The sequence below is a fragment of the Leeuwenhoekiella sp. MAR_2009_132 genome (assembly GCF_000687915.1).
GTDB lineage: Bacteria > Bacteroidota > Bacteroidia > Flavobacteriales > Flavobacteriaceae > Leeuwenhoekiella.
In genome coordinates this window covers 1,879,807-1,900,677 of record NZ_JHZY01000004.1, presented here as the reverse complement: position 1 = coordinate 1,900,677, position 20,871 = coordinate 1,879,807, and the positions used below count along the sequence as shown (strand labels likewise).

Here is a 20,871-nt window from a genome sequence, read left to right as displayed (position 1 = left end):
TTATTCTTCAATATGAGCTTCTTCTGTGACTGTTGCATTAGTAGCAGCCTCCTCATCAGTTGTTTCTTCTTCAGTTAAAACAGCTTCATCATCTGCACTAGAATCAGAATCAAAGGCTCTTTTAGGCTTACCGTCTAATTCGTTTTTAAGATCTATGACATAATGATTAATCAACCATAATTCACGCTCTGTAGTTTGAGAAGCGTAAGAACCCATAGTATTTATACCGTAATATGTCACATGATAAACACTACCTTCAGTAATTGCTCTTCCCTGATCATTATATGCAGGTACACCTAAAATCTTTTCACGCTTGGCTAAAGTTCCTTTACCATCACCTTTATCACCGTGACAAATTGCACAGTAAATAGTATATAGTTCTTTACCTTCATTTAAATTATCTTCAGTGTAAGGAACCGGATTTACTAATGTTGCTTTAGCAGCTTCATAACCTGCTGTACTATTTTCGTACTCATAAGGCATCCAACCGCGAGAAACAGAACCCTCTGCAGGTATCATAGCTTCCATTCCATTTGGAAATACCTCATAATTACCGTAAGCCTCATAACTTACTTCCTGGTACATGTTAGGCATATATTGATAATTACGATAGTCTTTATTTTGACAAGATGCCAAAATAACGAGCAACATCAAAGAGCCTAATATTTGGATATTATTTCTCATTTGTTAAGCGTGTTCTTCATTATGAATTAAACTAATTTCTGAAGCTCCCGTGTCATATAGAAACTTAGAAAGCGCATCTAGATCGTGATTTGCAGCATCTACTTCAATTAAGAAATGATCATCTGTTGTTCTAACATCAGGATTAGCAGCTTTCTGAAAAGGCCATATTTTACTTCTCAAATAAAATGTAATAACCATTAAGTGAGCTGCAAAAAATACGGTCAACTCAAACATAATTGGCACAAAAGCAGGCATATTTTGTAAGTATGAGAAACTAGGCTTACCACCTATATTTCTTGGCCAATCTTCAATCATAATGAAATTCATCATTAAAGTTGCCACACTCAATCCTATAAGACCATAAATAAAAGAAGTTATTGCTAAACGTGTTGGAGCAAGCCCCATTGCTTTGTCTAGACCGTGTACTGGAAAAGGAGTGTACACTTCAATTATTCTATACTTTTTAGCACGTAACTCCTTCACAGCTTTCATGAGAATATCATCATCATTGTAAAGCGCATGTAAAACGTTTGCTGATGCCATATTTTATTGTTTAAGTTTTTGTGCCTGACCTGCCCAATCATCACGTTCAGCTCTTCCTGGAAAAGCATCAATGATCTCATCTAACAAATCATATTCTGTTTTTGTCATTTTACTTACCTGATCGTAGGTATAAATACCCAACTGATGTAATTTCTGTTCAAGTACAGGACCCACACCACTTATCAGCTTCAAATCATCTGCCGTTTGAGTTGCTGGATCGTAAATACCTATTCGTGACAACATCAAATCAACCTCTGCTTTTTTAGCTTCAGTATCTAACAATGCATCTGCATTAACTGTAGCTTGATGATATGTTTTATCATTATTTGATGCAGAAGCTAAGGTTGTACGCTCAGCATAATTAGAAGTACGACTATCTGCAGCAGTTCCTGCAAGATCTTCACCAGACTCTCTAATTCTCTTATAACGAGCTCCTGACGACTTAAGAATACTCTTAACTTCAGCCTGAGCTATTACAGGGAAAGTACGAGCATATAATAAGAATAATACGAAGAAGAAACCAATAGTTCCAACAAATACTCCAATATCTACAAAAGTAGGAGAGAACATAGTCCAAGAAGATGTTAATCTATCTTTACTCAAACAAAGAACAATAATATCAAAACGCTCAAACCACATACCTATGTTAATAACAAGGGCAACAAAAAAGGTCCAAACTATATTTCTTCTCCAAGCTTTAACCCAAAGCGTAAGCGGTACAATAAGGTTACATATAATTAATGCCCAGAAGGCCCACCAGTAAGGTCCCGTAGCAGCACCAAAAGACAAATAGGTATAATTCTCATAAGGTACACCAGAATACCAACCAATAAAATACTCGGTTAAGTAAGCAACAGTTACAATACCACCAGTTAGTAGTATTACCTTATTCATAAATTCAATATGAACAATTGTTATGTAATTTTCAAGATTTACAACTTTACGCATTACAAGAAGTAATGTTTGTACCATAGCAAATCCTGAAAATATTGCACCAGCAACAAAGTAAGGAGGGAAAATCGTACTGTGCCATCCCGGAACAACTGAAGTAGCAAAGTCAAATGATACAATAGTATGTACTGAAAGTACTAACGGTGTTGCTAAACCTGCAAGCACTAGAGATACTTCCTCAAAACGTTGCCAGTCTTTTGCACGACCGCTCCATCCAAAACTTAATATACCGTAAATCTTTTGTTGAAAAGGACTTTTGGTACGGTCTCTAATCATTGCAAAATCTGGAAGTAAACCTGTCCACCAGAAAACAAGCGAAACAGATAGATATGTTGATATTGCAAATACGTCCCAAAGTAGTGGTGAATTAAAGTTTACCCACAACGAACCAAACTGGTTAGGAATAGGTAATACCCAATACGCCAACCAAGGGCGACCCATGTGAATTATAGGAAATAAACCAGCTTGAACAACAGCAAAAATTGTCATCGCTTCTGCAGACCTGTTAATTGCCATACGCCATTTTTGACGGAACAATAAAAGTACTGCGGAGATCAAGGTACCGGCGTGACCAATACCTACCCACCAAACAAAGTTGGTAATATCCCAGGCCCAGCCAATTGTTTTGTTAAGACCCCAAACCCCAATTCCTGTAGTTACTGTATAAACAATACAGCCTAAACCCCACAAAAATGCGATAAGCGCTATAGAAAAAACAATCCACCAAGATTTATTGGCCTTTCCTAATATAGGAGCTCCTACATCTACACTGATATCGTGGTAAGATTTCTCTCCAAGAATCAAAGGCTCTCTTATGGGTGCTTCGTAGTGTGACGACATATTAATATATTGATATTTATTTTAAAAAATTTTAAGCTTCAGCAGTATTTTTAACTTTTACCTGATAGAATACATTAGGTTTAACTCCTATATCTTCAAGTAAATAATACTTGCGTTTATCATTTTTCAATTCTACGATTTCTGAATCTGGAATATTTACATCCCCAAACTTAATAGCACCATTATCACAAGCATTGCTACAAGCTGTTGCAAACTCACCATCTTTAATTACTCTACCTTCACGTTTAGCATCTAGAATAGTCTTCTGAGTCATTTGAATACAGAAAGAACATTTCTCCATAACCCCTCTAGAACGTACAGTAACATCTGGATTAAGAACCATACGACCTAAATCATTGTTCATATTGTAATCAAACTCATCGTTTTCACTATATAAGAACCAGTTAAAACGACGTACTTTATATGGACAGTTGTTTGCACAATAACGTGTACCTACACAACGGTTATATGTCATCTGGTTTTGACCCTGTCTACCGTGACCTATGGCAGCAACAGGACACACAGTTTCACAAGGAGCGTGGTTACAGTGCTGACACATCACAGGTTGAAAAGCTACCTCAGGATTATCATAAGACTGAACTTCTACTACAGAATACGAGTCAAAAGCCGGAAGCTCTTCAAGCGTTTTAGTTTCTTCAGCAAAGGTATCTTCAGAAGAATAGTAACGGTCAATACGCAACCAATGCATATCTCTAAAATTTCTAACTTCTTGCTTCCCTACCACAGGAACGTTATTCTCAGCATGACACGCAATAACACAAGCACCACAGCCGGTACACGCATTTAAATCTATAGAAAGATTAAAATGTGGCCCTACAGTATCATCAAAAGATTCCCAAATGTCTGCATTCTTATCTCTAACCTCAATCTCAGAGTGGTTATAATCAACCTCTCCTACAGGGTTCCAAGCATGAACATCTTTAGTATTAAAAATCTCTAATGTAGTCTCACGGATAATATCATCTGCACGACCAGCCATTGTATTCTGCATCTGAACGCAGGCAAACTCATGCCATCCACTAGTTTTAGTAATTTCAACTTTTTGAGTTGCACTAAAATCTTTATATAATGGGTAGGCGTTAACACCTACTTTCATTTCATCCTGTACAGCAGCAGTTTTACCATAACCCAAAGCAAGTCCTACAGACCCTGGAGCCTGACCTGGCTGAATATATACTGGTACATTTTCAAGTTTAACACCATCTAATGTTATGGTTACATAGCTACCATTAAGCTCTCCCTTTGAAGTAATCTCATTCTCGACACCTAACTTATCTGCGTCAACTTTTGACATAGTAAGAAAGTTATCCCATGAAGTTCTTGTAATAGGATCAGGAAATTCTTGCAACCAGGGGTTATTAGCCTGCTGACCATCACCCATACCCGTACTAGAATACAGCGTTAAATCAAAAACATTTCCAGAAGGTTCACCATCCTGAGCTAATGCAGATAATGCACTCGCTAGTGTTAAAGATCCATTTTCAGAAACTGAATTCATTTCTTCAGTAACAGCGGTTGCTTCTGTATTTATAGTGCCAGACACGATACCATCGTGCAAAGCTTGATTAAAGCTAGTTGAAGAGTTACTCCAATTTGCTTTTAAATAATCATAATACGTTTGTGTACTACCGGTCCAGGTTAATAAAGAATCCTGAAATTGTCTAGTACTAAATAATGGTCTTATGGTAGGCTGCGTCAAACAAATTTGACCCTTTTTAATCTCTACATCACCCCAAGATTCTAAATAGTGTGGAGTTGGCGCAAGATAATTACACAACAAAGCGGTTTCATCTTCTTTCATATTGAAAGAAACACGAACATCAACCTTCTCTAAACCAACTTTAAACTCATCAACATTAGGCATACTGTAAGCCGGGTTAACGCCCATTACTAATAAAGCACCTACCGAACCTGAGTTCATGTCAGCTACTAATTGCTTAACAGCCTTGGCATCACCCTGACGAGTCATTTTAGGATATTGTGTATCTATAACAACACTACCAAGAGATTCATTTATAGATAATGCAACTAGCTGAGCATTTGCATCCTGAATACCCGTTACAAAAACACCTTTTCTGCCAGCATTACGTAATTGTGCTGCAGCAGCTTTAACAGCTTTATCAAGTTCTGGAGAAAGACCTGTGTTAGACCCACCACCAGCAATTAAACCTTGCAATGCAGTTATTGCTTTTTTCTGCTCACTTGGCGTCATTAACACACGCTTATCTGCATTAGCTCCAGACAAGGTCATATTTGCCTCAAACTGAATGTGACGAGACATTTTTCCGTTTTGAGGAACTCTACTTTTTGAGTAGCTCGGTCCAAAACCACCACCTTGCCAATCTCCTAAGAAATCTGCTCCAAAAGAAACAATAACTTCTGCCTTAGAAAAATCGTAATCAGGTAATGCACGCATTCCATATTTACTCTCAAAAGCATCTAATGCTGCACTCTCACTTATAGTGTCATAAGTCACATGCTTAACATTAGGATACGCTGCAGAAAATTCTGCAATTAATTTTGACGTTGATGGACTCGCAAAAGTTTGTGTCAACAACACAATACTTTTTCCACCTAGAGATTTAAGTTTAGAACCTAAATTTTCATCAAGCTCATCCCACGAAACATCCTCTCCATTTATCTTTGGCCCTTGCAATCTTTTTGTATCGTACATAGACAATACAGAAGCGTGCACACGAGCATTATTACCCCCTAAAGCAGAGGCCATTTTATTATTCTCAATTTTAATAGGTCTTCCCTCACGAGTTTTAACCAATACACTAGCGAAGTCAAAACCATCTGCCATTGTAGACGCATAATACTCTGCTTTACCTACAGTAATACGCTCTGGAGCTACTACGTAAGGTATTGATTTCACAACAGGACCCTCACAGGCAGCTAATGTAGCAGCAGCTGTAGAAAAACCTACATATTTTAAGAAATCACGACGCGTAGTAGAAGAGGCATCTAACGAATTCTTGTCGCCCAGAAACTCATCTGTAGGAATCTCCTGCGCAAACTCATTCTGTTTAAGCGCCTCAACAATAGAGCTATTTTCATTTAGCTCTTCAACACTTTTCCAGTATTTCTTGTTTGATGACATAAAATCTATTGTTATTTATTTTGGAACGCGAGATAAAACAACACGTATTCTATTTTATTAATAATGGCACTTACCACATTCAAGACCTCCCATTTGCGCAGCCGTTAATTGCTCAACACCATATTTCTTAGAAAGCTCCTCATGAATTTTCTCATAATATGGGTTACCATCTATCTTAACGTTTGTCTCTCTATGGCAGTTTATACACCACCCCATAGTTAAAGGAGCAAATTGATACATAATCTCCATCTCCTCAACAGGACCGTGACACGTTTGACACTGCACCCCAGCAACACTAACGTGCTGCGAGTGGTTGAAATATGCAAAATCTGGTAGGTTATGAATACGTACCCATTCTACAGCCTGAGTCTCCCCAGTGTATGATTGCGTAGCAGGATCCCAACCCGCTGCTTTATATAATTTCTGAATTTCTTTATCGTAAAACTCTTTTGAATAGTCCTCAGTAACTGATGAGAATTCTGAAGTATTATCAGCAACCTCGCCTATACTCTTATGACAATTCATACATACATTCAAAGAAGGTATCCCAGAATGCTTACTTGTTCTTGCTGAAGAGTGACAGTATTTACATTCTATTTGATTCTCACCAGCATGAATTCTGTGTGAATAATGTATAGGCTGAATTGGCTCATAACCTTGATCAACTCCTACCTGCATCATCCACCCATAGGCAAAGTAAGCACCTCCTAAAAGCAATACAATAACAGAAACCAATACTAAAAATTGATTTTCAACAAATGCTTTATAAATAGGCTTACGGGTTTCCTTAACCGGAAGCTCTACACCTTGTGCTACTGCAAATTTTCTCAAAGTGCTATTTACAAGAAAAAGAACCGCAACCAGCATCACCAGGATTACAGCAAGAATTCCCAATATTATAGTGGTAGATACTCCACCTCCACCACCTTGAGCAGAATCACCAGCAACAGCAGCAGGAGCTGTAGCTTCAGGCTTAGGCGTATTCGTGTACGCAAGAATATCATCAATGTCTGCATTAGTCAACTGCGGAAACAAGTTCATTGCAGTTTGATTGTATTCATTATACACCTCTAAAGCTTCTGGATCTCCCGCATCAATTAATGCACGGTTGTTTTTAATCCATTGATACAACCACTCTCTGTCGCGTCTTTCTGTAACTTCAAATAAAGCCGGACCAGTAGCACGAGTGTACAATTTGTGGCAAGCTGCGCAATTTGCGTTAAATAAAGCTTTTCCGGCAGCCGCATCACCACCCTGCACCGCTGGCGAGGTTTCTGATTGAGCAGCACCATCAGCAGGCTGTTCCGCTTCTTGAGCATATACAAAAGAAGAAAAGGAAAGCAATAAAGCTAAAGTGATTAAAGAAAATCGAAAAGCTGAATTAAGGTTTTTACCCTGTTTCATAGTGTGATAGAATTGTCATCTTAGCGCGGCATCGATCTTAGGAATTCCAAGGGTCTCAAGGCTAAAAAGAATGCCGACAAATTTGATGGCAAAAGTAAGACTTAGAAGTGGATTTTTGAAGTGTTAGCAAAGCGTTAAAAGGTAATTTATACGAGTTCTAAATAATAAAATATGTCCATTTTGAGTTATAACAATTACTTTTGCTTAAACATTTTTTCTTATGAAAAGAACCCTTTTAAAACCGCTTGCATACATTTTTTTTGGCGGATTATTCATTACAAATACATACGCTCAAAGTGGCAAATCTAATGTTATTCAAGATAATAGAATACCCGAATTGCTGTCACTTAAATCAAAAATGACTAATAATGATGAATTAGTTGATCGATATAAAATTCAGCTTTATTATGGCACTGTGACCGGTGCAAATAGCGTTCACAGTAAATATAAGTCTCGCTATGATGAATGGGAGCCCAAAATTGTTTACGAAAGCCCCAATTACAAGGTTTGGGTAGGTAATTTTAGAAATCGACTAGAAGCTGACCGTGCACTATTACAGGTGCAAAAATTATTCCCTAACGCTTTTGTTATGAAGCCTGAGCGTTAATGCACTTAAGTATATGTAAAATCTAAAAAGCCCCTAAAGAATATTTCTTCAGGGGCTTTTTAATTTATATATTAAACCGAATTACTTCAGTTTCTTCTTGACCGCTACCTGGTGATAGGATTCAATAATATCTCCTTCTCGTATATCATTGTAGTTCTTAATCTGCATACCACAATCATAACCTTTAGCCACCTCACGCACATCATCTTTGAAACGCTTTAAGGATGCTAATTCACCGGTATAAACCACTACACCATCGCGAATTAATCGAACGCCATTATTGCGGAAGATTTTACCGGAAGTAACCATACAACCTGCGATAGTTCCTATTTTAGAAATCTTAAACGTCTCTCTAATTTCAGCATTACCAGTAATCTCCTCTTTCATTACTGGAGAAAGCATACCTTCCATTGCATCTTTAAGATCGTTGATAGCATCGTAGATTATAGAATATGTACGGATATCAATTTCTTCTTTATCTGCAACTTGACGGGCATTACCGGCAGGTCTAACATTAAATCCAATTATAATTGCATCTGAAGCAGAAGCTAACAATACATCACTTTCAGTAATTGCACCTACCCCTTTATGTATAATATTAACGACAATCTCTTCAGTAGATAGTTTAGCAAAACTATCTGTCAACGCTTCTACAGAACCATCAACATCACCTTTAAGAATTATATTTAACTCTTTAAAGTCTCCTAAAGCAATACGTCTTCCAATTTCATCAAGGGTAATATGTTTCTGAGTACGCACAGACTGCTCTCTTTGCAGTTGAGTTCGTTTAGAAGCAATATCTTTTGCTTCACGCTCATCTTCCATCACATTGAACTTATCACCTGCTTGTGGTGCGCCATCTAATCCTAAAATAGACACAGGAGTTGAGGGCCCAGCTTCTTTAACTTCTTTACCGCGCTCATCTTGCATAGCTTTAATCTTACCGCTATGAGTACCTGCAAGTACGTAGTCTCCTATTTTTAAGGTTCCTCCTTCTACCAGAATTGTAGAAACATAACCCCTTCCTTTATCTAAGAAAGCTTCTACCACAGTACCGTTTGCACGCTTATCTGGGTTTGCCTTAAGCTCAAGAATTTCGGCCTCTAATAGCACTTTTTCTAAAAGCTCTGCAACACCTACACCGGTTTTAGCCGATATATCGTGTGATTGTATTTTACCACCCCAGTCCTCAACAAGTAAATTCATTTGAGCTAATTGCTCTTTAATTTTCTCAGGATTTGAAGTAGGTTTATCTATTTTGTTTATTGCAAATACAATAGGCACTCCCGCCGCCTGTGCGTGAGAGATAGCTTCTTTAGTTTGAGGCATCACATCATCATCTGCCGCAACTACAATAATTGCAATATCTGTAACCTGAGCACCACGTGCACGCATTGCGGTAAAGGCTTCGTGACCCGGCGTATCTAAGAAGGCTATTTTTTGACCATCTTTTAAAGTAACCCCATAAGCACCAATATGCTGCGTAATACCACCACTCTCACCTGCAATCACATTCTCTTCACGTATGTAATCTAAAAGTGAGGTTTTACCGTGATCTACGTGACCCATTACCGTTACAATAGGAGCTCTTGGTTTAAGATCTTCTGGCGCATCTTCCTGTACAGCAACAGATTCTTTAATATCTGCATTTACAAAATCAACCTCATAGCCAAATTCATCTGCAACGATAGATAATGTTTCAGCATCTAGACGCTGATTCATTGTAACCATCATTCCTAATGACATACAAGCAGAAATCACTTTAGTGACCTGAACATCCATCATCGTGGCAACCTCACTTACAGTAACAAATTCGGTAACTTTTAAAACTTTGTTTTCTGCTTCTTGCTGAGCTTGCTCGTCTTCATTCTTTTGACGGTGTTGATCTCTCTTATCTCTACGATATTTAGCACCTTTACCTTTACTCGATTTACCTTGAAGTTTTTCTAAGGTTTCGCGCACTTGTTTCTGTACTTCTTCTTCAGTAGGCTCCTCCTTAACTACAGGTGTAGCACCTCTTCTGTTTCCGCTACCAGATGTATTACGTGTATTTTTTCCGCGTGTATTAGCGTTAGAACCTGCGGTATTCGCCCCTGGAGCACCCGGAGCTTTACTTATTCGCTTACGCTTGCGTTTTTTATCATCATTAACAACGGGCTTCTTCTTCTTTTCTGGTTTTTTAAACTGAGATAAATCAATTTTTTGACCGGTAAAGTTAGGACCGTCTAATTTTTTATAATCTGTTTTTAAAACATCATCCCCAAGTTTAGGCTCTTCTTTCTTAGGTTCTGCTTTTTGTTCCTGAGGTTTTGCACCTACTTTAACAGAAACTTCCTTCTTTGCCTCAACAGGAGCTACTTTAGGAGCTTCTTCAACCTTTGGCTCGGCCTTAGCAACCTCTTCAACCTTAGGCTTAGGAGTTTCTTCAACTTTCTTAGCCTCTTCTTTAGCTTCAGCTGGGGCCTCCTCTTTAGAAGCAGCTTCAACTTTAGATTCTGAAATCTCTTCCTTAGGAGCGGCAGCCTGCTCAGCTTTAACCGGCTCTACAGGTGTTTCTTTAGGTTTGCCAGGCTTATCAAGATCTATTTTACCTACTTGCTTTGGACCCTGAAGATTAGTTTTAGCACGAATAACCTCAGACTGAGTTTCTCGCGTCTGACGTTTTTCTTCAATTTCTTCTTCACGAGCTATACGCAACGCCTCCTTCTCTTTTTGCTTCTCTTGAGCTACCTCTTTTGACGCTACTTTTTTATTGGCATCTGTCTGAAATTGATCAGATAGTACCTCGTAGATTTCGGCAGAGATTTTTGTAGTAGGACGTGCTTCAATTTCGTGACCTTTTTCCTTTAGGAAATCTACTGCACGATCAAGTGAAATATTAAGTTCACGTAATACCTTATTTAACCTCATGTTTCTTACTTCTGCCATAAAATGCTATAATTCGCTATAAAATTAACCTAAAAAACCTGTACACTCCTAGTTATTGTTCAAACTCTTCACGAAGAATACGCATTACATCTAACACGGTTTCTTCCTCAAGGTCTGTTCTGCGTACAAGATCTTCTACGTCTTGTTCTAAAATACTTTTTGCGGTATCTAAACCTATTTTTGAAAACTCAGCTATTACCCAAGCTTCAACTTCATCAGAAAATTCGGAAAGCTCTACATCCTCTTCCACTCCTTCTCTGTACACATCAATCTCATAACCTGTTAGCTGACCAGCTAAACGAATGTTATGACCACCTCTACCAATTGCTTTTGAAACCTCTTCAGGCTTAAGCATAACCTCTGCTGTTTTATTCTCTTCATTTATTTTAATTGAAGTAATTTTTGCAGGACTTAATGCTCGTGTTATAAAAAGTTGCAGGTTAGACGTGTAATTGATTACATCTATATTCTCATTACCTAGCTCACGAACTATACCATGTATACGCGAACCTTTCATTCCCACACAGGCACCTACAGGATCTATACGATCGTCATAAGAGTCTACTGCTACTTTTGCTTTCTCACCAGGAATACGCACCACTTTTTTAACAGTAATTAAACCATCAAAAACTTCAGGTATTTCTGACTCAAACAATTTCTCCAAAAATAACGGAGAAGTACGGGACATTATAATAGAAGGCTTATTGCCTTTTAACTCTACACTCTCTATAATACCTCTTACACTTTCCCCTTTGCGGAAAAAATCTGATGGTATTTGTTTTTCTTTAGGCATTATGATCTCATTACCCTCATCATCAAGTAAAATGATCGCACGATGTCTAATATGATGCACTTCTGCATTATAAAGCTCTCCTTCAAGATCTTTAAATTGCTTGTATATATTTGTATTATCGTGCTCGTGAATCTTACTAATTAAATTTTGACGTAACGCCAAAATAGATCTACGACCTAAGTCTATTAATTTAACCTCTTGAGATACATCTTCACCTACCTCAAAATCTGGTTCGATTTTACGCGCTTCAGTTAAACTTATTTCAGAATTCTCATCTTCTACCTCTCCATCTGCAACAACAACACGATTACGCCAAATCTCTAAATCCCCTTTGTCAGGATTAATAATTATATCAAAATTATCATCACTTCCAAAACGTTTTTTCAAGGTACTTCTAAAAACCTCTTCGAGTATTGCCATAAGCATTACTCTATCTATTAGCTTATCATCTTTAAACTCTGAAAACGATTCGATTAACGCAATATTTTCCATGCTATGTACTTAAAATTTTATCTTAACTTTTGCTTGCTCAATAGTATCAAAAGAGATTACCTCTTCTTTATCAACCGTAATTTTACCTTTCCCTACTTCTTTAGGAACGCGTTCTTTCCAAGATAATGTGATAGTATTTTCTTCGGCCTTAGTAAGTAACCCGGTAATTTTTGAGCCATCCTGAAGCTTTACCTCAAGATCTCTCCCAACATTCTTTTTGTACTGTCTTTTATTAATTAATGGCTCTGTAGCACCAGAAGACATCACTTCAAGAGAAAAATCTTCTTCCTCTCTATCAAGATTATGCTCTACCTTACGACTCACATTTATACAATCCTGAACGGTAACACCCTCATCACCATCAATCACAACAGTAATTTCGTTATTTCCTTTAAAACTAAGGTCTACTAAAAATAGCGACTCATATTCTTCAAACGCCTCTACTAAAAGAGCTTTTACTTTTTCCTTCAACATGATCCTATAAAAAGAGGGGACTTTAAGTGCCCCCTCGTTTAATTTTTTCTTAATTAACGCTGCAAATATAGTAATAATTTTGAAGTTTTAAAAACCCTATACAATAGCATTGTGTAGGTATTAACTAAAAACCAATTTAATAGCAAATACCTACCATTAAATAGCTCCTCAAAATTTAAAATTTATACCTAAAATAGTTAATACTATTCTAAATAACATTTCATTAAAACTTTAGATTAAAAAACAGAGTTAAATTCAATTAAAATCTAAACCAGTCTTTATGAAAGCAACCACTCAAGAGATCCTAGTTAATCTATTTCAGATTATTGATCGCAACTGTACAAACAACCTTCGTTCTGCACAATCTGAAAGCATTCAAAAAGCTATTCTGAAAAAATTTTTCAAAGCCTCTGAAGTGGTGATAGAACATAAAGAAGATATTACATTAATTCGCCTGAAGTCGATTTTGTCTGATTCCCCAGACACGGAAGCTTTAATAGAGATTGAATCATCTCAACTAAAATCCTTTTTATGTGATTGCATAAAAAAAGACACACACGGAATCACTTTTTATACAAACATGCTTCACTACTTAACTACAAATAAAAAGGCCTAAATAAGTGGAAACTTTTTAAATAAAAAAAATCCGAATCTAAGATTCGGATTTTTTTTTGTTGGCCTACTAGGGCTCGAACCTAGACTCTTCTGGACCAAAACCAGACGTGTTGCCAGTTACACCATAGGCCATTAACCTTCTTCGTTAAAAAAGAAAACACTCACCTGACTTGCGAATGCGGCTGCAAATTTAAAACAAACTTTTAGACCAGCAAATATTTTTTTTAAAAACTTTCAAAACAAAAAATATTTTTATTCCTGGCGTCGTTTTAAGTAAAACAGAATTCATTACCGTATTAATTCTTAAATTCGCTGCTTGCTAAATTTGCCTTATGATAAACTTCAATTTCCCGAAGTACAATAAAATAGTTGGTTGGTGTGCATTTGCTGTTGCATTAATCACTTACAGCTTAACAGTAGAACCCACAGCCAGTTTCTGGGATGCCGGTGAGTATATATCAACCTCTTCAAAATTAGAAATTGGGCATCCGCCGGGAGCACCTTTATATCAAATGTTGGGAGCATTTTTTTCAATCTTTGCACCAGATGCCACTTACGTTGCCCTTTGCGTGAATTTCATGTCATGTTTAGCCTCTGCATTTACCATCTTATTTATGTGCTGGTCCATTTCTCTATTATTGCGTAAGCTCTTAAAACGCAATAAAGAAATTCTTACTGACACAGATCAAATGGCAATTTTAGCAGCCTCTTTTATAGGATCAACTGCATTTGCATTTACAGATAGTTTCTGGTTTAATGCTGTTGAAGCAGAAGTATATGCGATGGCCATGTTTATGCTATCAGCGCTTTTTTATGTAGCCCTTTTATGGGAGCGTGATATGTTTAAGCCGCGAGGCAACAGATGGCTTATGCTTATCTGTTTTATTATAGGACTTTCCTTTGGGGTTCACTTTATGGCCCTACTAACAATTCCTGCAATAGGTTTTTTATATTTCTTTAAAAATTACAAAACCATTACGGTAAAGAACTTTATTGTTGCTAACGTAATTGTAGTGGCAGTATTAATGTTCATTTTTAAATTCTTGCTACCCTATACCTTAAGCTTCTTTGGTTATGCCGAAGTATTCTTTGTAAACAGCTTCGGACTCCCTTTTAACAGCGGGACTATAATTGCAGGAATCGCATTTATTGCTATTTTCTATTTCTTGCTGAAGTTTACACGTAAAAAGTCATACTACCAGCTAAACACGCTAATTCTTTCGATATTATTTATTTTTATTGGGTTTTCGAGTTGGCTGATGCTTCCTATACGCGCAAATGCCGGCACTACTATAAATGAAAATAACCCAAACAACGCTCGAGAACTACTTGCATACTACAATAGAGAACAGTATCCAGAAACGCATTTGTTTTACGGCCCTCAATTCACCGAAATTTTTGGTGGGCTAGATGCTCAAAACCCATACGTTGACGGCAAACCTAACTATGAAAAAGATGAAAAAAGCGGGAAGTACATCATAGTTAACGAATGGAAAAATGCAGTTCAAAACTCAGAAGACCGTCATAAAGTTTTTCTACCACGTATGTGGAGTACAGACCATATGGCAAACTATATGCAGTTCACAGGGCCATTGCAGTTTCAGGTGAAGGCAGAATATGCAGATAATCAAGAATTACAACAAGCTGTCGCACAATTTAAGTCTGATTATGCTCAAGGTCGCATTGATAATGAAGGCTTTCAGGCTTTCTTAATGCGCATACGACAATATATAGATGTTGATCCTCCTTCATTTTCAGACAACCTTGCGTATATGTTTGATTTTCAATTTGGTTACATGTACTGGCGTTATTTTATGTGGAATTTCACAGGACGTCAGGATGATATTCAAGGTAATTATGACGATATACACGGTAACTGGTTAAGTGGAATTTCATTTATAGATGAAGCACGTCTAGGACCTCAGGATAATTTACCTAGTGATGTTTTAAATAATAAAGGAAGAAATATGTATTTCTTCTTACCACTTATTTTGGGACTACTCGGATTGGTTTTTCAGGCAAGTAAAGACAAAAAAAGTTTTTGGGTACTTCTTGTTTTATTTCTATTTACAGGAATTGCACTTAAAATTTATTTAAATGAGCGCGCATTTGAACCTAGGGAACGAGATTATGCTCTAGTAGGTTCGTTTTATGTATTTGCTATGTGGATAGGTTTTGGAGTATATGCACTTTATGATATGCTTAAAGATAAACTTAGTGCAAAGGTTGTTTTACCTATTGTTACCGTAGCATGCCTACTAGCTGCACCCGTAATTTTAGCAGCTCAAAACTGGGATGATCACGACCGTTCTAACCGAAAAACCGCGTTAGCCATGGCAAAAATGTATTTAGACAGTTGTGATGAAAATGCTATTCTATTCACTATAGGTGACAATGACACCTTTGCTCTATGGTATGCTCAGGAGATTGAAGGTTATAGAAGAGACGTGCGCATTATAAATACCAGTCTTTTTCAGACATCATGGTACATAGATGATATGAAGCGTAAAGCTTATGAGAGTGATCCTATCCCTTCTCAACTTACCCACGATAAATATGTAGCCGGAAACAGAGATGCAATTTGGTATAATGAGTTAAGACCAAATGATACTTTAGATATTAAAACCTGGATGAACTGGATAGCCAGTGATGACCCCAGAACAATGGAAGAATTGCAAAGCGGTACGATGGTTCACACCTACCCGACTAAACTTGTGAGCATACTTGTTGACAAAAACACTGTTTTAAAAAATGGCATTGTAGCACAAAAAGATGGAGATTTAATTGTTCCTAATATCGTTGTTAACATTAAGGAAGACGTGCTTTATAAAAATCGCCTTCTAATGCTAGACGTCGTGGCTAACAACAACTGGGAACGTCCTATTTATTTTACAGGCGGCAGCTTTGGGGACGATGACTACTTGTGGATGAAAGATTTTCTTCAGCTTGATGGTGTTTGCTACAAACTTGTACCTATACGCACTCCTATAGACCCGCAATCTCCTTATGATATGGGCCGAATAGATTCAGATAAATTTTATGATATCGCAATGAATTGGTATTGGGGTAATAGTGGCGATCCTGATGTTTATCACGATACCGAAACCCGTCGTAATGGTATCACCTACCGCGGAAATCTTGCTCGTCTAACCGAAACGCTAATTAATGAGCAAGAATTTAATAAAGCCAAAAATATTCTCGACCTGGCTATGGAAAAAATGCCGGTAGAAACTTTTGAATATTACACATTATTAGAACCCTATATTAGTGGTTATTATCAAGTAGGTGAACAGGAAAAAGCACGTGAATTATGGAATTCTGTCGCTAAAAAATATCAGGAAAAATTGAATTACTGGAGTACTGTAAATCTCAACAAGCAGTATAAATATGCACAGGATATCATTACAGATATTGAACGCTACCGAAGTCTGGTTGATCTTTTAATACGTAATCAGGATCAAGACATTTTGCCTGAGAAAGCAAAAGAGTTCAACTCGTATCTACGTAAGTTTAGTCAGTTTTATGGTGAAGACGAGACAGCTCCTGAAACTGCTCAACCCACAGAAAACTTAAGAGATACTTCTATTGCAATCCCAAAAGATACTACGCGATAATGTTTGAAGAATTTAACTTACCGGTAAAGACGCCTAAATTAGTTAAGCGTCTTTACAGTAAGTACATATGGGATAAAATAATTGCGAATGACTCTCAAAAAGATATTTACCTCACTTTTGATGATGGCCCCATACCAGAGGTTACTCCATGGGTAATAGACACTCTTAAAGCGTATAACGCTAAGGCCACTTTTTTCTGTATAGGTGAAAATGTTTTTAAGAATCCTACCACTTTTGAATACTTAAAGAATAGTGGTAATAGCATAGGTAATCACACCTACAATCATCTCAACGGCTGGAAAACAGAAACAACCACCTATATTTCTAATTTCTTAAAAGCGGAAGCGGTAATGGAATCTAAGCTTTCAGCAATTCAAAAAATCTTTAGACCTCCCTATGGGAAAATAAAGAAAAATCAAGCTGAAAATTTGATTGCTAGAGGTTACGACATTATTATGTATGATGTTATAGCCCGCGATTGGGACCCTAACATCACAAAAGAGCTGTGCTTAAAAAATGTTTTAAAAAACTCAGTAAATGGTAGTATTGTCGTTTTTCATGACAGCCTTAAAGCAGAAAGAAATCTGCGATATACACTTCCCAAAGTATTAAAGCATTTTTCTGAATTAGGATATGAGTTTAAAGGTCTTTAAACAAATTTTTGCACAATCGAAATTAAAGAGTTAGCATCAAGTTCCCCGCTTTGACGCCATTTCATCTCCCCTTTCTTATAAATAACTAATGTAGGAAGTCCTTTAATTCGCAAAGCTTCGGCAAGTTCTGGATTTTTATCTACATCTATTTTTACAACTTTAACTTTATCGCCTAGTGCCGCCGCAACATCACGCAAGATTGCATGCATTGTAGTTGATTGTTCATTCCATTCTGTATAAAAATCAAGCAATACCGGAATTTGCAAATCAATGAGTGCTCCAAATTTTGACATAGTTCACGCTCTTTTAGAGTGTTAAATATAAGGCTAAAAGCCTTAAAAGCTTTATTTTAAGAAAACATTATAAAAAAGACGCTCATTTATTAATTTCCTATAAGATTATAGCTCGTAACTAAAAATTGATTAGGAGTAGAAGATATATTTCTTTCTACATAAATTTCAATGTAATCATTAGGATTTACATCAACGGTACCTATAATTGACAATCCTTGCCTGTCGTTAGTGTTTATTATATCATAAATAACTTCGGTTCCCGAAACGATAGTGCCATTTTTTCGGATTGAAAAAGTAACTCGCATACCTCCTATGGCAGTGAATGATATTGCTCCAAAAATATTAATAGCTCGGGATTTTTTTCCTTGGTATACTAATCTATTTGAAACACCCCCATTAGCCATTCTAAAAAGTCGGGTTGACAATGTTGTGACGGGAAGTTTTATTGCTGATGATCCCAATACAGTAACTGGTGCAGAATCAAAATATATATTACCTGTAGCTTCATTATCTGATTCTGCCGGTATACCGGGACAATTAACAGTCCAATTGTTTGTGAAATTATACCCTGCAAATGACCCTGTTGTGTATTTATTAATATAAGTAGCTGATGTCCCTGTAAAAACCGTTCCTAAGATTACACCACTCCCTGCTAATACAGGATCGGCACTCACATCAATAGCTACAGCAGACCCGTTTACCGTACTAAAGCCACTAACCTTTTCTATCAATCCAAAATTACCCGTAAATTTTTCATATGTACCTAAATTTGTTCCTAACCAGGCCTGATTATTTAGCAATAAATTACCGATATTAGAATAGGAAACACCATTTTTATTACCTACAAACTGTACAATATTTGAAAATAGTAACCCGATTCCTGAGACAGAACCTACACTTGTAGTCATACCATTAATAATGGTGTTTTGTATTAATAAAGATTCTGAAGAGGCAATCCCCGGCCCGGTTATCTCAAATGCTTTAGACCCCTTAAGTGTAACATTACGAATACTTCCGCCTGTGGCTCCTTTAAAAATAACACCCCCAGGAAAATTCAAAACATCTTCGCCTGCATCTAAGCCAGCTACGTATGCTCCATTTAGATTTATAGAAGCGGTTAAAGTTATTTCGCCATTTATCTCATAATAAACATTCTCATCTAGCGTGATTGAACCCGCAGAAACTGCCGGAAAATCTGCCTGGCTTTTTACTAAAACATAATTGTCTCTTTTATTGGTACCATCAACCTTTGACCAGGTAGAAGATTTATAGTAATAAAAAGATGACTCATCTGTATCGTAAACTAAAAGTCCGTTTGCAGGATTACTTATTGCAAGTCTATTTATTGTTGTCATTCTAGGAGTTAAAAAACCCTTTGTATCAGAATGGATTTCAAGCAAAGCTGAAGTGTTGGGAGTGGTTGTTCCTATACCTACTTGAGCATAGCTAGTTAAACCTAAAAAAAACAACAAGAGCAGAAAAATATTTTTAACGTACATCATAATCACATATTAGATCTAAACTAATATATGTATTTCAAGTTAAATAATATAACTTTTATCGATATTTATTAATAATATAAATTTATTAGGTAGGAATTTTATTACTGTGATGTTTTATTGTTTTCGTTTTAATTCAATAACAGTGACTTCTGGCCAAATTCCTACTCGACCGGGATAACCTAAATATCCAAATCCACGATTAACATTAAGAATCCTATTATTTTCCTTATATATACCTGCCCAGTTTTCATATCGGTATTGAACAGGACTCCATCTTAAAAAGCCCGGAATCTCTATACCAAATTGCATCCCATGGGTATGACCACTCAATGTTAATTGATAATTTTTAGGATCTTTTTTTATGCGCTCTGCCCAGTACGAGGGATCGTGACTCATTAAAACTTTAAAATCATCTTTAGATAAACCTTTAGAAGCCTTATCAATATCTCCGACTTGCTTAAAACCGGCTCCCCAGTTTTCTACACCCACTAACGCAATACGCTCGCCTTTTCGCTCTATAAACCTATGCTCATTTAATAGAAGCTGCCAACCCATTTGAGCTTCAATACTTTTTAGCTGGTTTAAATTTTCTTGCTTAGCTATCTGGGATTCCCAATCTGCATAATCGCCGTAATCATGGTTTCCCAAAACAGAATAAACCCCATCTTCAGCTTTTAAAGTAGAGAAAAGCTGAGACCAATTAGTCATTTCACTTGCAAAGTTATTTACTAAATCTCCTGTGAATAAGATAAGATCACTTTCTTGTTTATTTACAAGATCGACCCCGTAAGCTATTTTAGTTTCGTCATCAAAACTTCCACTGTGTATATCACTTATTTGAGTTATACGATATCCATCAAATGCTTCCGGAAGATCCTCAAACTCTAACGTATAAGAAAGCACCCTGTATCTATACTTGCCCTTGTACATTCCGTAGATTAACGAGGCGAAAGGTATCGCGGCAATACCTAGAGCCACCGTACTTATAAATTTACGCCTTGAGGGTAATTCAAAAGATTCTGACTTTCCAAATAGTGTAGTTATCAAACCAACCAAAAATCGAACAAGATCTTCACCAAACATGATAATGAGCAAGATTAATTTCGGAACAAAAAAGACAAGAAACCAACCAAAAATATACATCTCGTGCGATTCAATTCCTTTAGACCTGTCCATAGTAGAAAGCGTATATATTAAAACACCCAATACAGTTAAAGACACGATTATATAAATTGAATTGAGCCATATACTCTTAGAAAAAGTTCTAAAAGCTTGAAAAGCGTATATATCAATAAGAATATAAAAGACAATAAATAAAACCCACCGCATATTTAAAATTTTGACGCAGCAATAT

Annotated in this window: 15 protein-coding genes and 1 tRNA gene; 4 read left to right on the top strand and 12 right to left on the bottom strand. The window is 36.7% G+C overall.

Annotation, left to right across the window (positions count from 1 at the left end):
* The 5 genes from P164_RS16560 to P164_RS16540 are packed head-to-tail and all read right to left on the bottom strand — an operon-like array spanning position 1 to position 7,546.
* On the bottom strand, positions 1 to 684 hold the full coding sequence (locus tag P164_RS16560) for a c-type cytochrome (protein ID WP_035899956.1): 684 nt from the start codon (positions 682 to 684) through the stop codon (positions 1 to 3).
* A 3-nt stretch (positions 685 to 687) separates the two neighbouring features.
* Complete coding sequence (locus P164_RS16555) at positions 688 to 1,227, bottom strand: DUF3341 domain-containing protein (RefSeq protein ID WP_028377436.1); 540 nt, start codon at positions 1,225 to 1,227, stop codon at positions 688 to 690.
* 3 nt (positions 1,228 to 1,230) lie between these two features.
* Positions 1,231 to 3,018, bottom strand: coding sequence for an NrfD/PsrC family molybdoenzyme membrane anchor subunit (gene nrfD, locus P164_RS16550; RefSeq protein WP_081817394.1), 1,788 nt, complete (start codon positions 3,016 to 3,018; stop codon positions 1,231 to 1,233).
* Between the two features lie 31 nt (positions 3,019 to 3,049).
* Entirely contained in the window at positions 3,050 to 6,142 is a 3,093-nt protein-coding gene (locus P164_RS16545; RefSeq protein WP_028377435.1) for a TAT-variant-translocated molybdopterin oxidoreductase, read from the bottom strand.
* Positions 6,143 to 6,199: 57 nt separating this feature from the next.
* On the bottom strand, positions 6,200 to 7,546 hold the full coding sequence (locus tag P164_RS16540; RefSeq protein ID WP_028377434.1) for a c-type cytochrome: 1,347 nt from the start codon (positions 7,544 to 7,546) through the stop codon (positions 6,200 to 6,202).
* Between the two features lie 220 nt (positions 7,547 to 7,766).
* Here P164_RS16540 and P164_RS16535 point away from each other — a divergent pair, with 220 nt between their 5' ends.
* On the top strand, positions 7,767 to 8,153 hold the full coding sequence (locus tag P164_RS16535; RefSeq protein WP_028377433.1) for an SPOR domain-containing protein: 387 nt from the start codon (positions 7,767 to 7,769) through the stop codon (positions 8,151 to 8,153).
* 81 nt (positions 8,154 to 8,234) lie between these two features.
* Here the strand turns inward: P164_RS16535 and infB are convergent, their stop codons facing one another.
* Genes infB through rimP form a run of 3 tightly spaced genes read right to left on the bottom strand, consistent with a single transcriptional unit; the run spans position 8,235 to position 12,840 of the window.
* On the bottom strand, positions 8,235 to 11,081 hold the full coding sequence (infB, locus tag P164_RS16530) for a translation initiation factor IF-2 (protein WP_028377432.1): 2,847 nt from the start codon (positions 11,079 to 11,081) through the stop codon (positions 8,235 to 8,237).
* Positions 11,082 to 11,133: 52 nt separating this feature from the next.
* Positions 11,134 to 12,366, bottom strand: a complete 1,233-nt coding sequence (gene nusA / locus P164_RS16525) for a transcription termination factor NusA (protein WP_028377431.1) — start codon at positions 12,364 to 12,366, stop codon at positions 11,134 to 11,136.
* Positions 12,367 to 12,375: 9 nt separating this feature from the next.
* Positions 12,376 to 12,840 (bottom strand): ribosome assembly cofactor RimP, encoded by a 465-nt coding sequence (gene rimP / locus P164_RS16520; protein ID WP_028377430.1) that lies wholly within the window; start codon positions 12,838 to 12,840, stop codon positions 12,376 to 12,378.
* Between the two features lie 280 nt (positions 12,841 to 13,120).
* On the opposite strand from rimP, the gene P164_RS16515 reads away from it, so the two are divergent.
* Positions 13,121 to 13,456, top strand: a complete 336-nt coding sequence (locus tag P164_RS16515; RefSeq protein WP_028377429.1) for a hypothetical protein — start codon at positions 13,121 to 13,123, stop codon at positions 13,454 to 13,456.
* 58 nt (positions 13,457 to 13,514) lie between these two features.
* Here the strand turns inward: P164_RS16515 and P164_RS16510 are convergent.
* A tRNA-Gln gene (locus P164_RS16510) sits at positions 13,515 to 13,587 on the bottom strand.
* Between the two features lie 200 nt (positions 13,588 to 13,787).
* Here P164_RS16510 and P164_RS16505 point away from each other — a divergent pair.
* Positions 13,788 to 17,069 (top strand): DUF2723 domain-containing protein, encoded by a 3,282-nt coding sequence (locus tag P164_RS16505; RefSeq protein ID WP_028377428.1) that lies wholly within the window; start codon positions 13,788 to 13,790, stop codon positions 17,067 to 17,069.
* The gene (locus P164_RS16500; protein ID WP_028377427.1) at positions 17,069 to 17,722 is read left to right on the top strand and encodes a polysaccharide deacetylase family protein; all 654 of its coding nucleotides are present in this window, start codon (positions 17,069 to 17,071) and stop codon (positions 17,720 to 17,722) included. The genes P164_RS16505 and P164_RS16500 overlap by 1 nt, the downstream gene beginning before the upstream one ends.
* On the opposite strand, the gene P164_RS16495 is transcribed toward P164_RS16500, so the two are convergent.
* The 3 genes from P164_RS16495 to P164_RS16485 all read right to left on the bottom strand — a co-directional run bounded on the left by P164_RS16495 (position 17,719) and on the right by P164_RS16485 (position 20,846).
* Positions 17,719 to 18,015 carry a thioredoxin family protein gene (locus P164_RS16495; RefSeq protein WP_028377426.1) on the bottom strand — a complete coding sequence of 99 codons (297 nt, stop codon included), beginning with the start codon at positions 18,013 to 18,015 and terminating at the stop codon, positions 17,719 to 17,721. The two genes, P164_RS16500 and P164_RS16495, sit on opposite strands and share 4 nt — an antisense overlap.
* Before the next feature lie 89 nt (positions 18,016 to 18,104).
* The gene (locus P164_RS16490; protein WP_035899953.1) at positions 18,105 to 19,517 is read right to left on the bottom strand and encodes a hypothetical protein; all 1,413 of its coding nucleotides are present in this window, start codon (positions 19,515 to 19,517) and stop codon (positions 18,105 to 18,107) included.
* Between the two features lie 114 nt (positions 19,518 to 19,631).
* Entirely contained in the window at positions 19,632 to 20,846 is a 1,215-nt protein-coding gene (locus P164_RS16485; protein ID WP_028377425.1) for a metallophosphoesterase, read from the bottom strand.
* Positions 20,847 to 20,871: the final 25 nt, after the last annotated feature.